The sequence below is a fragment of the Streptomyces sp. NBC_00690 genome, from assembly GCF_036226685.1.
Lineage (GTDB): Bacteria > Actinomycetota > Actinomycetes > Streptomycetales > Streptomycetaceae > Streptomyces.
In genome coordinates this window covers 5,505,341-5,518,067 of sequence record NZ_CP109009.1, presented here as the reverse complement: position 1 = coordinate 5,518,067, position 12,727 = coordinate 5,505,341, and the positions used below count along the sequence as shown (strand labels likewise).

General features: G+C 71.0%; 11 protein-coding genes. 10 read left to right on the top strand and 1 reads right to left on the bottom strand.

Features of this window, described 5'->3' with window-relative positions; all coding sequences use genetic code 11:
- Positions 1 to 110 precede the first annotated feature (110 nt).
- The gene (locus tag OID54_RS24345) at positions 111 to 1,331 is read left to right on the top strand and encodes a saccharopine dehydrogenase family protein (RefSeq protein ID WP_329027752.1); all 1,221 of its coding nucleotides are present in this window, start codon (positions 111 to 113) and stop codon (positions 1,329 to 1,331) included.
- 22 nt (positions 1,332 to 1,353) lie between these two features.
- Here OID54_RS24345 and OID54_RS24340 read toward each other — a convergent pair whose 3' ends face one another.
- Positions 1,354 to 2,073: a TetR/AcrR family transcriptional regulator gene (locus tag OID54_RS24340; protein ID WP_329022743.1), complete on the bottom strand. Its 720-nt coding sequence runs from the start codon at positions 2,071 to 2,073 to the stop codon at positions 1,354 to 1,356.
- Between the two features lie 185 nt (positions 2,074 to 2,258).
- On the opposite strand from OID54_RS24340, the gene OID54_RS24335 reads away from it, so the two are divergent.
- Genes OID54_RS24335 through OID54_RS24295 form a run of 9 tightly spaced genes read left to right on the top strand, consistent with a single transcriptional unit; the run spans position 2,259 to position 12,713 of the window.
- Positions 2,259 to 3,998, top strand: a complete 1,740-nt coding sequence (locus OID54_RS24335) for an amidohydrolase (protein ID WP_329022742.1) — start codon at positions 2,259 to 2,261, stop codon at positions 3,996 to 3,998.
- Positions 3,995 to 4,981 (top strand): PDR/VanB family oxidoreductase, encoded by a 987-nt coding sequence (locus OID54_RS24330; RefSeq protein WP_329022740.1) that lies wholly within the window; start codon positions 3,995 to 3,997, stop codon positions 4,979 to 4,981. Before OID54_RS24335 ends, OID54_RS24330 begins: the two co-directional genes overlap by 4 nt.
- Positions 4,978 to 5,616 (top strand): MSMEG_1061 family FMN-dependent PPOX-type flavoprotein, encoded by a 639-nt coding sequence (locus OID54_RS24325; protein ID WP_329022738.1) that lies wholly within the window; start codon positions 4,978 to 4,980, stop codon positions 5,614 to 5,616. Before OID54_RS24330 ends, OID54_RS24325 begins: the two co-directional genes overlap by 4 nt.
- A gap of 36 nt (positions 5,617 to 5,652) precedes the next feature.
- A complete protein-coding gene (locus OID54_RS24320; RefSeq protein ID WP_329022736.1) occupies positions 5,653 to 7,326 on the top strand; it encodes a CocE/NonD family hydrolase in 1,674 nt (557 codons plus the stop codon).
- Positions 7,327 to 7,357: 31 nt separating this feature from the next.
- Positions 7,358 to 9,028, top strand: a complete 1,671-nt coding sequence (locus tag OID54_RS24315; protein ID WP_329022735.1) for an ABC transporter substrate-binding protein — start codon at positions 7,358 to 7,360, stop codon at positions 9,026 to 9,028.
- 13 nt (positions 9,029 to 9,041) lie between these two features.
- Entirely contained in the window at positions 9,042 to 9,989 is a 948-nt protein-coding gene (locus tag OID54_RS24310) for an ABC transporter permease (protein WP_329022734.1), read from the top strand.
- Positions 9,986 to 10,912, top strand: coding sequence for an ABC transporter permease (locus OID54_RS24305; protein ID WP_329022732.1), 927 nt, complete (start codon positions 9,986 to 9,988; stop codon positions 10,910 to 10,912). Before OID54_RS24310 ends, OID54_RS24305 begins: the two co-directional genes overlap by 4 nt.
- Positions 10,909 to 11,901, top strand: a complete 993-nt coding sequence (locus OID54_RS24300; protein ID WP_329022730.1) for an ABC transporter ATP-binding protein — start codon at positions 10,909 to 10,911, stop codon at positions 11,899 to 11,901. Before OID54_RS24305 ends, OID54_RS24300 begins: the two co-directional genes overlap by 4 nt.
- Positions 11,898 to 12,713: an ABC transporter ATP-binding protein gene (locus OID54_RS24295; RefSeq protein ID WP_329022728.1), complete on the top strand. Its 816-nt coding sequence runs from the start codon at positions 11,898 to 11,900 to the stop codon at positions 12,711 to 12,713. Before OID54_RS24300 ends, OID54_RS24295 begins: the two co-directional genes overlap by 4 nt.
- The last annotated feature ends 14 nt before the right edge of the window (positions 12,714 to 12,727 follow it).

Sequence of the window (12,727 nt, the reverse complement as noted above, 5' to 3'; positions counted from 1 at the left end):
ACGCGGCTTATGCCAACACCGTTGCGCCGGGATGTCCGCAAGGCGTTGTATCTGCCTCCGGGCTCCTTGGTACGGGCCCGATGACCCGAGCGACGGATGGGATGAACGCGATGAGAGTTCTGCTGGTCGGCGCAGGAGGCGTGGGCAGTGCGATCACCAAGATCGCCGCCCGCCGCCCGTTCCTGGATCACATGGTGGTCGCCGATTACGACCTGGGACGGGCCGAGCGGGCGGTCGAGGCGCTCGGTGGCACCGCCGACCGCTTCACCGCGGCGCGCGTGGATGCGAACGATCGGACGGCGGTGGCGGCGCTGCTCACCGAGCACCGCTGCGATGTGTTGCTGAACGCCACCGATCCGCGCTTCGTGATGCCCCTGTTCGAGGCGGCGGCCACGGCGGGCACCCACTACCTCGACATGGCGATGTCGCTGTCCCGGCCGCATCCGGAGCGCCCGTACGAGGAGTGCGGCGTCAAGCTCGGTGACGAGCAGTTCGCGGTGGCGCAGGAGTGGGAGGACGAGGGCAGGCTCGCCCTTGTCGGTTTCGGTGTGGAGCCTGGGCTCTCCGATGTCTTCGCCCGTCATGCCGCGGACGAACTCTTCGACGAGATCGAGGAGATCGGCATCCGCGACGGCGCCAACATCACCGTCGACGGCTATGACTTCGCCCCTTCGTTCAGCATCTGGACCACGATCGAGGAGTGTCTGAACCCGCCCGTGGTCTACGAGGCGGATCGCGGTTGGTTCACCACCGAGCCGTTCAGCGAGCCGGAGGTCTTCGACTTCCCCGAGGGCATCGGTCCCGTGGAGTGCGTGAACGTGGAGCATGAGGAGGTGCTGTTGGTCCCGCGCTGGGTGAAGGCGGGGCGGGTCACCTTCAAGTACGGCCTGGGCAATGAGTTCATCGAGGTACTGAAGACGCTGCACAAGCTCGGGCTCGACGGCACCGAACCGGTCACCGTGAACGGTGGTTCGGGACCGGTCCAGGTGTCGCCGCGGGATGTGGTGGCGGCTGCCCTGCCCGATCCGGCGACGCTGGGCGACCGAATGCGCGGCAAGACGTGCGCGGGGACCTGGGTCAAGGGCACCAAGGACGGGCAGGCCCGTGAGGTGTACCTGTACCACGTGGTCGACAACGAGTGGTCGATGCGCGAGTACGGCTCGCAGGCCGTGGTGTGGCAGACCGCCGTCAATCCGGTGGTGGCCCTGGAGTTGGTGGCGACCGGTGTGTGGAGCGGCACCGGTGTGCTGGGTCCGGAGGCGTTCGCACCGGGGCCGTTCCTCGATCTGCTGACCGAGTACGGATCCCCCTGGGGGATGCGCGAGCAGTGAGCGGTCGCGGGGCGCGCGCCCGTCAGCCTGAGGGGTCCGGTCGGGCGCCTCGGGGGGCGCGGCGCTCCATGGAGTCCAGCAGCAGTTGGAGCGCGGTTTCGAAGACGTCGGCCGAGTCCACTTCGAACAGCGGGTCGCGGACGCGGTGGATGTGCGGGTACTCCGCAGGGTCGGCGGCGCGGTAGGCGCGCTTCCAGCCGTCGGCCTCATGCGCCTGGGTCTCGGCGTCGAGGCTGTGAAAGGCGGCCTCACCGCCCGACCAGAGCAGGGCGAAGTCGGCCACGACCCGGTACAGCAGGGCCGCTTCGGCCGGATCGAATCCGGCGTCGCCCAGGGCACCGATCACCGCGTCCGCCGCATGCATCTCGGCGGGTCGTCGGGTGGTGCGGGGCCCGGAGAGCGCCGCGGCTGCGGGGTGCGCGAGGTAGGCGCCGCGCACCCGTCGGCACACATCTGCGAGGGTGTCGGCCCAGTACGGCTGGGCCGCGAAGCCCTCGAAGGCTTCTTCGAGCAGCCGGTCCGCGACCGCGAGCAGGATGTCGTCCTTGCCGGAGAAGTGGCGGTAGACCGCGGTCTGGTCGGCGCCGAGCGCCTTGCCGAGGCGCGGCATGGAGAAGCCGTCGGTGCCGTGTTCGTCGAGGAGTTTGAGGCTCGTCTCCACGATGCGTTCCGGGGTGAGTGCGCCCCGGGGCAAGCGGGTGCGACTGGCTGCGCGGGTGGTGCGGCCGGATGTGGTGGTCACCGCTTCATCATCTCGCTTCACGAAGTCCTGTGTCACGGCTGGCGCACATCAGGCTACATCACGTTGGACAAAGCCTTAGTCCAAGGCATTGACATGAAGGAATCGCGGGTGTTTCCTCAGACCCATCAGCCCGATAAGACCCTCCCCAACCCGATTCGCCCCTCCCACGGAACAGGCCGAACCGCATGACCGAGACCCGTATCCAGCCCCGGCCGAGCGCCGCGCGGGGCGCCACGGCCCCGCAGGACCGGGCTGACCTGGTGCTCACCGGCGGCCCGGTCTTCACCGGGGACGCGGCCCGCTCCTGGACGGACGCGGTCGCGGTGCGAGCGGGCCGGATCGTCGCCGTCGGCGCCCCCGCGGCCCGTGCGCTGATCCGCCCCGGGACCGAGGTGGTCGAGCTGGCCGGGCGGCTCCTGGTCCCCGGCTTCGTGGATGCCCACGCCCACCCCGTCTTCGGCGGCCTGGAGCGGGCGCGCTGCGACCTCCTTGGGGCAACCGGCCCCACAGCCTGCGCCGAACTCGTCGGCGCCTACGCGAAACGCCACCCCGAACGGCCCTGGGTGGTGGGCGGCGGCTGGTCGATGGACCACTTCCCATCCGGCGCGCCCGACCGGGCGACGCTGGACGCGGTGGTCCCCGACCGCCCCGTCTTCCTCCTCAACCGGGACCGGCACGGGGCCTGGGTGAACAGCCTCGCCCTGCGCCTGGCGGGCATCGACCGCGACACCCCCGACCCAGCCGACGGCAGGATCGAACGGGCCGCGGACGGCACGCCCACCGGCACCCTCCACGAGGGCGCGGCCGACCTGGTCGCCCGACACCTCCCCGCGATCACCGCGGACGAGTACGAGGAAGCGCTCCTCGAAGGCCAACGGCACCTCCACTCCCTGGGGGTCACCGGCTGGCAGGACGCCCTGATCGGCGCCTATCTGAGCTACCCCGACCCGCTGGACGCCTATCAGAGCCTCGCCGGCTCCGGCCAGCTCACCGGCCGGGTCACCGGGGCCCTGTGGTGGGACCGGGAACGTGGTGTGGAGCAATTGCCCGAACTCGTCGAACGCCGGGAGCGCAGCCACGTCGGCCGCTTCCGCGCCACCACCGTCAAGGTGATGCAGGACGGCGTCTGCGAGAACTTCACGGCCGCCCTCCTCACCCCGTACCTCCACGGCCCCGGGCACGACGCGAGCCCCGGCAGTGGACACAGCTATCTGACGCCCGCCGAGCTCAACCGGGCGGTCACCGCTCTCGACGGAGCCGGATTCCAGGTCCACTTCCACACCATCGGCGACCGTGCCGTGCGCGAGGCGCTCGACGCCATCGAGGCCGCCGAGGAAGTGCGCCGCAACACCCCCGGCGCCAGCGGGGCCGGGCACCGCGGCGACAACCGGCACCACCTGGCCCATATCCAACTCGTGCACCCGGACGACGTACCCCGGTTCCGGAAGTTGCGGACCACCGCCAACATGCAGCCGCTGTGGGCCGTGTGCGACGAGCAGATGTCCGAGCTGACCGTCCCCTTCCTCGGCGGTGAACGAGCGGCCCGCCAGTACGTCTTCGGTGCGCTGCGGGCCTCGGGCGCCACCTTGGCCGCGGGCAGCGACTGGCCCGTCTCCAGCGCCGATCCGCTCGCCGGCATCCACGTCGCCGTCAACCGGACCATGCCGGGCATCGGCCCCGACACTCCGTTCCTGCCCGAACAGCGGCTGCTGCTGGCCGACGCCCTCGCGGCGTACACCTCGGCCGGCGCCTGGATCAACCACATCGACCACGTCACGGGCACCATCGCCCCGGGCAAGTACGCCGACTTCGCCGTGCTCGACCGCAATCCGTTCGACGAGTCCCTGCACGAGATCGCCGACACCCGGGTCGACCTCACCTTCGTCGAAGGCGTCCCGGTCCATCGGCGAGAAGGCGCACCGTGAGCACCCCGGCGCTCCCCGGCGCGCAGGACGAGTTGCGGTTGCGCGTGCACCAACTGCGCTGGGAGGCGGCCGGCGTTCTGTCGCTGACGCTGGTGGACCCCGGCGACGCACCGCTGCCGCCCTGGCAGCCCGGTGCCCATCTACGGCTCGGCCTGCCCACGGGCGTGGAACGGCACTACTCCCTCTGCGGCGACCCCGCCACCACCGACAGCTATCGGGTGGCCGTGCTGCACGAGCCCCGCGGGCGCGGCGGCTCCGAGTACATCCACCGCTTCCTGCGACCCGGCGCGATCATCCCGGTCGGCCCGCCCCGCAACAACTTCCCGCTGCTCCCGGCGGCCCGCTACCTCTTCGTCGCGGGTGGCATCGGCATCACCCCGATCCTGCCGATGCTGCGCGAGGCCGATCGGCGGGGCACCCCCTGGCGGTTGCTGTACGGGGGGCGCAGCCGGGCGTCGATGGCGTTCCTGGACGAACTGGTCGGGCACGGAGATCGCGCCAGGGTCTGGGCCCACGACGAACACGGCCGTCTCCCGCTCGCCGACGCACTCGCCGAAGCCGCACCCGGCCCGGGCGAGGAGCCGGTGGCCGTCTACTGCTGCGGCCCCGAGGGACTGCTCGACGCGCTGACGGAGGCGTGCAAGGGCCATGACGGGCTGCGTCCGCACACGGAGCGGTTCAAACCGCCCGCCACTGCGGGCGCCGCGGAGCCCAACACTCCGGTGGAGGTGCGTTGTGTGCGCTCCGGAACCACCGTGGACGTCCCCGCGAACGAGAGCGTCCTCGATGCGCTCCTCGGCGCCGGAATCAAGGTCCACGGCTCCTGTCGCGAAGGCATCTGCGGCACCTGCGAGGTCATCGTCCGCGCCGGTACCCCCGACCACCGCGACCACATCCTCGATGCGGCCGAACGAGAGACGGGCCGGTTGATGTACCCGTGCGTCTCCCGCTCCCTGACCCCCGTACTGGAGCTGGACCTATGACCACCGCCCCGCTCGCCACCCGCCCCGGCCGGATCGACCTCGCCCGGGTCCGGGAGATCGTCGGCACCCCGGACCCGGTGATGCGGCAGAAGGTCCTCGACCGTCTCGACGACCACTGCCGGCTCTTCATCGCCCACTCGCCGTTCTGCTGCGTCGCCTCCGCCGATCTCGCAGGTCGCACCGACTGCTCGCCGCGCGGCGACCACCCGGGCTTCGTCCGCGTCCTCGACGACCGGACCCTCCTGATCCCCGACCGTCCCGGGAACCAGCTCGCGGACACCTTCACCAACATCTGTGAGAACCCCGGTGTGGGGCTGCTCTTCCTGGTGCCCGGTTACGCGGAGACCCTGCGGGTCAACGGGCGCGCCTATCCCACCGACGACCCCGATCTGCTGCCCATGCTGGAGTCCCGGGGTCGCCCGGCGAAGCTGGCGACCGTCGTCGAGGTCGACGAGGCATATCTGCACTGCGCCAAGGCCGTCATCCGATCCGGCCTCTGGGACGACGAGCCACGCGAACTCGCCGCCCAGCTTCCTTCCGGCGGCACCATCGCCGCCGCACACTTCGGCATCGCCGGACTCACTGCGGCCCTCCTCGACGACGATCTCGCCGACGACTACCGCCACAACCTGTAGCCGGACCCTTCCATCCGTCGCCCCGAGAGGAATCCCATGACCGTCCCGTTCCTGCGGATCGGCCCGTCCCCGCTCCACGAGGGCGCCGAACAGCACCTGATCTCCATGCGCGACGGCACCCGCCTCGCCACGGACGTCTATCTGCCGGCGTCCCCGCGCAAGCACGCCGCGGTGGTGAGCCGTCTGCCCTACGACAAGGCCAGTGCCTATATGGCGGTGCACAAGATCGCACCGCTCTATCTGGAGCGCGGTTACGTCTTCATCGCCCAGGACGTGCGCGGCAAGTTCCGCTCCGAGGGCGACACCGTGCCCTTCGTCCACGAGATCGAGGACACGTACGACACGCTCGACTGGGTCGCCGCCCAGCCCTGGTCCAATGGATCGGTCGCCATGGTCGGTGACTCCTACCACGGCTACACGCAGTGGGCCGGGGCAGCGGGCGGACATCCGGCGCTGCGCGCCATCGTCCCCCGGGTCACCAGCATGGAGATCTCCGACCTCAGCGATCTCGCGGGCAGCGGCACCGATCAGGCGCTGTGCCTGTACTTCGCCAACTACTTCGCCCATATGTGGGTGGACAAGAACCTGTACGCCTATGAGGTGGACTGGTCCGTACGACCCTTGCGGGACCTCTTCGAGGACGCGTTCGCCGCGATCGGTCACCGCTCCGCCGCGGTCGACAGCGTGATCTCGGGGCGCCCGCTCGTCGACCCGTTCCGCACCCGGGCGCCGCTGGCGGGTCGGCCCGTGCCCGTACTGCACCGCGTCGGCTGGTTCGACAACCTCATCGACGCGTCGATGCGCGACCACACCGCGCAACTCGCCGACCCGCGCTGGCGCGAGCACACCTACCTCGACGCCGACGCCTGCGACCACCACACCTACCACCTCGACCAGGCGCCCGTACCGCCCGAGTTGGACCACGGGGTCCACGAGTCGGTGCTGGACGCGGTCCTGCCGCGTTACCTCGGTCGTACCCTCGACTTCCTCGACGCCTTCGTCGGCGGGCGCGGCGACCCCGGGAGCTTCCCGCGGGCCGTCTGGTACCAGGGGCACGAGGGCGAGCGCACCGCCGCTTCCTGGCCGCCGCCCGCCACCCGGGAACTGCGGCTGCACCCGGCCGGAGCATCGCTGGCCACCGCGAGCGCCGACGGCGGCACCCTCACCGAGACCGCCGAGCAGCGGCCGACAGCCGTCCGCTGGACCCATGACCCGCTCGATCCCGTACCGTCCCCGGTCCGTGACCCGTGGGTGCACCTCCAGGAATACCCTGACGAGCAGGGTCTGCACGGCCGGCCCGATGTGGCGACCTTCACCGGTGCACCGGTCGAGGTCCCCCTCGACCTGGTCGGCCCGGTCGGTGCCACGGTCGACATCGAGACCAGCGCCGCCGCCGGACACCTCTTCGTCAAGCTCCACGACGTCTCCCCCGACGGCTCCGCCCGCATGATCGTGCGTGGTCAGTGCCTGATCTCGGGTCAGGGACCGCAGAGCGTCCGGATCGACCTCGGCCACACCGGCTACCGGCTGCGCCCCGGCCACCGGCTGCGCCTCCAGATCTGCGGCAGCGACTTCCCGCTGTACGCGCCGCACCCCGGCACCGACGGGGACCTGTGGCAGGCCACCAAGTTCAGTCCGGCCGAGCAGACCCTGCGTATCGGCGGCGACCGCACGCATCTGACCCTCACCGTCTCCGACGGCTCCGCATAGACGCTCGACAGACGCTAAGGAGACATCCCTCATGAATCTCCACATATCACCACGCACCTCAAGACCGGCGCGCACCGCGCTGGTCGGCCTGGTGGCCGGCGCCCTCGCCCTGACCGCGTGCGGCGGCGGGGGCGGCGACACCGACAAGCCGGAGTCCTTCGCCAAGGGCCGCACGGACACCCCGACGGCCACCGGCGGCCTGGACTCGTACACCTGGTACGGCGACTACCGGGCCCCGTACAGCCTCGACCCGATCAAGAACGCGGACTATCCCGAGCAGACCGTGCTGCCCAACATCTGCGAGTCGCTGCTGCGGGTCAAGAGCGACTACACCCTCGCGCCGGGGCTGGCGTCCTCCTGGAAGCAGCCCGATCCGCAGACCCTGGCCTTCACCGTGCGCGAGGGGGTCAAGTTCACCGACGGCACCCCGATGACCATCGACGACGTCGTGTTCAGCCTCAAACGCAACATGAACCCGGCCGTGGTGTCCTCGTACAGCTCGCTGTACGCCAACGTCGCATCGATCACCGCGGGCACCGGCGCATCGGCCCGGTCGATCACCATCAAGTTCAAGAAGCCTGACGCGGTCTTCGTCAACGTCCTGGCGACCCTCGGCGGTTCCGTCCTCAACAAGAAGCACGCCGAGGCGAAGGGTGCCGCACTCGGCACTCCGGCGGGCGGGGTGCTGTGCACCGGCCCCTACCGGGTCACCTCCTTCGACGGCACCAACGATCTGGCGCTGGAGCGCAGCGACCACTACTGGGACCCGTCGGCCGTGCGCTCCAAGAAGGTCACCTTCGTCTTCCCCGCCAGCGCCAAGGCCCTGTCGAACGCCATCGCCGGCAAGTCCGTCGACGGCGGCTTCAACATCCCCTCGCAACTGGTGCCCACCCTCGGCAAGGCGAGCGGCGGGAAACTGTGGACCGGCGCCGAGGGCAGTTCGCCGCAGAACCTCGATCTGATCGTCAGCGACCTCAAGGGCGGTCCACTGGCCGACGCCCGGGTGCGTCAGGCGCTCTCCGCCGCCATCGACCGCGAGGGCATCGCCCGCAGCATCTTCTCCGGTGCGGCCGACCCGCTGTACACCGTGGCCGGCCCCGGCACCTGGGGGTACGCCCGCAACCAGTACCAGAACGCGTACGACGAACTCACCATCAAGAAGGACCCGGCCCGGGGCAAGAAGCTCGTCACCGAAGCGGGCGCCACCGGCCGCAAGGTGAAGCTCGCCTACCCCACCGGCATCGACCTGTACTCCAGCGTCGCCACCACCCTCCAGCAGGCGGGCAAGGCGATCGGCCTGGACCTGGAGATCGTCGGGCTGCCACTGGCCCAGTACGGGGAGATGTTCATCGACCCCGCCGCCCGCAAGCCCTACGACGCCTTCCTCACCATGAACTACATCCAGGTCATGGAACCGGCGTTCCTGTACGGCTTCATCGCCACCCCCGACGGCCCGCAGAACTACGGCGGCTACAACAACCCGACGGTCACCGAGAAGATCAGGAGCGCCTTCGGCACCACCGACGACAAGGCCAGGGCCGGCCTGTTGATCGAGGCCCAGAAGCAGTTGGCGAAGGACCTGCCCTGGATTCCGATCGTCGCCCCCCGCGCCACGGTCTACCTCAGCGACAAAGTCGCTGGCGTCCCCTTGACCTTCGCCTACATGGGCCGCCCCTGGGCCGCCTCCGTCGGCGCTCCCTAAGGCGGCGCGCACCATGATGCGATTCTTCGCCGGCCGCCTGGCGGGGCTGTTCGTCACCTTGTCGGTATCGAGCTTCGTCGTCTTCGCGGCGCTCTACCTCGCGCCGGGCAGCCCCGAATCGGTCCTCCTCGGCAACAGCACCCCGACCCCGGAACGCCGCGCGGCGGTCCGGGAGCAGTACGGTCTCGACGACCCGTTCATGGTGCGCTACCTGCACTGGCTCGGTGACGCCCTCCAGGGCGATCTGGGCACCTCCTTCGTGGGGAACCAGCCCGTCGCCACCCGGATCGGCGCGGTGTTCGACACCACGCTCGCCCTGGTGGCGGTCACCGCGGTGCTGATCGCCGTCATCGGTCTGGGTCTGGGGCTGCTCTCGGCCCTGCGGCCCGGCCGGATCGACGACCTGGTGTCGGCCGTGACCGCGGTGACGGCCGGTGTCCCCGCGTTCGTCGCCGCTTCGATCGGCATCTCGGTCTTCGCGGTCCAGCTCGACTGGTTCCCGGCCTACGGCGCCGGTGACGCCGGGTTCATCGGCCGGCTGCACGCCCTGGTCCTGCCCGCGCTCTCACTCGCCCTGATCTCGTCCGCACTGCTCGCCCGGGTCACCCGGGCCGCCGTGCGCGCCGAGTTGGACAAGGAGTACGCACAGACCGCCCGGGCGCGTGGCATCCCCCACCGGCAGGTGGTCCGCCGGCACGTCCTGCCCAATGCGGCGCCGCCCATCGTGACCGTCGGCGGGCTGCTCGTCGCCGCCCTGTTCGCCGGCACGGTGGTCGTCGAGAACGCCTTCGGGCTGCCGGGCCTCGGCTCGCTCCTCATCGGCTCCGTCAACCAGAAGGACTTCCCGACCGTGCAGGCCGTCACCCTGCTGATGGTCACCGCGTTCGTCCTGGCCAATCTCGCCGTCGACATCGCCCAACAACTCCTCGACCCCCGACTGCGGCAGAAGGGCACGGCATGACGACGACCCAGCCCCCGTCGGTGGCCGAATCGACCCCGGCGCCCCCTCCCCCGGCTGCCACCCCGGCCGTGAAGCGCCTGCGCGACCGGTTGGGGATCGCCGGCCTGATCGCGCTCGGGTGGATCGCGCTGATGATCGCGACAGCGCTGCTGGCCCCCGTGGTCGCACCGTACGACCCCGACGCGCAGGACCTGCTCAACGTCTACGCCCCACCCGGCGGCGACCACCTCCTCGGCACCGACGGCACCGGCCGGGACATCCTGTCCCGGCTGATCTGGGGCGCCCGCACCAGCCTGTTGGGACCCGCCCTGGTCGTGCTGCTGAGCCTGGTGATCGGACTGCCGCTCGCCCTGGCGGCGGCCTGGCGGGGCGGCTGGCTCGACGCGGTCGTCGGTCGCTTCCTCGACATCGTGTTCTCGCTGCCCGCCATCCTCCTCGCCGTCCTGGCCGTCGCCGTCTTCCGCCCCGGCCCTGCGCCCGCGGTCCTCGCGCTCGCCGTCGCCTATCTGCCGTACGTGGCCCGGGTCGCCCGCAGCGCGGCCCTGCGTCAACGCGCCATGCCCTACATCGCCGCGCTCACCGTCCAGGGGCACAGCGGCACCGCGATCTGTCTGCGCCATCTGCTGCCCAACATCAGCCCCGTGGTCGGTGCGCAGATACCCATCGCCTTCGCCAGTGCCCTGATGGATCTGGCGGCCCTGTCCTTCCTCGGTCTGGCCGTCCAATCCCCCCAGGCCGACTGGGGCGTCCTCGTCAACGACGCCCAAGCGGTCCTCCAAGGCCACTCGTCCCAGGTCGTGTACGCCGGCACGCTGATCGTCGCGACCGTCGTCGCGCTGATGCTCCTCGGTGACCGCCTCGGCGGCGACACCCGTCCCCGGCGCACCCGTCGGGCGTCCAAGTCGACCGGGAGGACCCCGTGAACCCCCTGCTCCACCTCGACGGGGTGTCCGTGAGCATCCCCATCGACGGCGCCCCGCGCCCGGTGATCACCGATCTCACGCTCACGGTCGCCCCCGGCGAAGCACTGGGCGTCGTCGGCGAATCGGGTTCCGGGAAGTCGATGACCGCCCGGACCGTCATGGGCCTGCTGCCGCCCGGCCACACCGTGACGGGCGACGTTCGGTTCGACGGCACCGACCTCTACGGGCGAAGCGCCGAGGGCCGGGCCGGGCGGGCGGCAACGGCCGTGGCCCGCCGTCGGATCGGGATGGTCTTCCAGGACGCCAGGGCCCATCTCGATCCCCGCCAGCGCATCGGCGACTTCCTCACCGAGATCGACCGCGGCACCGCATCCCGCAAGACCGCCGTCGAGATGCTGGACCGGGTCGGCATCGAGGACCCGTCGCGCCGGATGCGCCAGTACCCGCACGAGATGTCCGGCGGCATGCTCCAACGCGTCATGATCGCCTCGGTGCTCCTCGCCCGCCCCGGGCTGATCCTGGCCGACGAACCCACCACCGCCCTCGACGTCACCACTCAGTCCGAGGTCGTCTCGCTCCTCGATGAACTGCGCCGCGAGGAGGGCACCGCACTGGTCTTCATCACCCATGACCTCGATCTCGCCGCGACCTTCTGCGACCGGATCGCCGTCATGTACGCCGGCTGCCTCCAGGAGGTGCGCCGGGCCGAGTTGCTCGTCCGCACACCACTCCATCCGTACACGCGCGGGCTGCTCGCCGCCCGCCCCGCCCCCGACGTCCGTGCCGCACGTCTGCCCGTGGTGCCCGGCCGCCCACTGTCCGCGTTCGAAGCGCCGCCCGGCTGTGCGTTCGCCACCCGCTGCGCCCACGCCGTGGACACGTGTCGGCAATCCCGGCCTGCGTTGGCCGTACGACAGGACGGGCTGGTGCGCTGCGACCGGCTGGCCGACATCTCCACCGCTCCCCCTTCCCGGCAGGTGACCCGATGAGCGCACCCCCGGAGCCCGTCGTCGACGTACGGGACCTGCGCAAGGTGTATCCGACCGGTACCCCGGGGCCCTTGGGTCCCCCGCGGGGCGAGTTCGTCGCACTCGCCGGGGCGACCTTCCAGGTGGCCGCAGGTGAATGCCTGGGCATCGTGGGCGAATCCGGCTCGGGCAAGAGCACCACCGCCCGGATGCTCGCCGGGCTGGAACGCCCCACCGCCGGAACGATCTCCGTACTGGGCCACGACCGCAGCAGACCCGCCCGGAGGACCGCCGAGCGCCATCGGCGCGGCGGCCAACTCCAGATGGTCTTCCAGGACCCCTACACCTCGCTCGATCCCCGCCAGAGCGCCCGGGACACCATCGACGAGACCCTGCGCTTGCACACCCGCCTCAGCCGAACCGACCGTGCCGACCGCGTCATGGAGATCGCCGCCTCCGTGGGCCTCGACGAGCGCCAGGCCGCGGCACTGCCCTCGGGCCTCTCGGGCGGCCAGCGCCAACGGGTCGCCATCGCCCGTGCCCTCGCCGCCGACCCCCGGGTCATCGTGCTGGACGAGGCGGTCTCCGCGCTCGACGTCTCCATCCAGGCCCAGATCCTCAATCTGCTCTGCGACATCCGCGACACCACCGGGGTGGCGTACGTCTTCATCACCCACGATCTGGCCGTCGTACGACACATGGCCGATCAGGTCCTGGTGCTCCAGGCCGGCCACATCGTGGAACAGGGCCCCACCGAAAGGGTCCTGGACCACCCCCGGCACGCGTACACCCAGCGGCTGCGCGAGAGCGTCCCCGCTCGGGGCACACCATGAGCCCCTGCCCCGCC

What these genes read in the sequence shown, in the direction of transcription:
- OID54_RS24295 (WP_329022728.1), top strand. Translation starts at nt 11,898, where the DNA reads ATGAGCGCACCCCCGGAGCCCGTCGTCGACGTACGGGACCTGCGCAAG.
- OID54_RS24315 (WP_329022735.1), top strand. Translation starts at nt 7,358, where the DNA reads ATGAATCTCCACATATCACCACGCACCTCAAGACCGGCGCGCACCGCG.
- OID54_RS24320 (WP_329022736.1), top strand. Translation starts at nt 5,653, where the DNA reads ATGACCGTCCCGTTCCTGCGGATCGGCCCGTCCCCGCTCCACGAGGGC.
- OID54_RS24305 (WP_329022732.1), top strand. Translation starts at nt 9,986, where the DNA reads ATGACGACGACCCAGCCCCCGTCGGTGGCCGAATCGACCCCGGCGCCC.
- OID54_RS24345 (WP_329027752.1), top strand. Translation starts at nt 111, where the DNA reads ATGAGAGTTCTGCTGGTCGGCGCAGGAGGCGTGGGCAGTGCGATCACC.
- OID54_RS24335 (WP_329022742.1), top strand. Translation starts at nt 2,259, where the DNA reads ATGACCGAGACCCGTATCCAGCCCCGGCCGAGCGCCGCGCGGGGCGCC.
- OID54_RS24325 (WP_329022738.1), top strand. Translation starts at nt 4,978, where the DNA reads ATGACCACCGCCCCGCTCGCCACCCGCCCCGGCCGGATCGACCTCGCC.
- OID54_RS24310 (WP_329022734.1), top strand. Translation starts at nt 9,042, where the DNA reads ATGATGCGATTCTTCGCCGGCCGCCTGGCGGGGCTGTTCGTCACCTTG.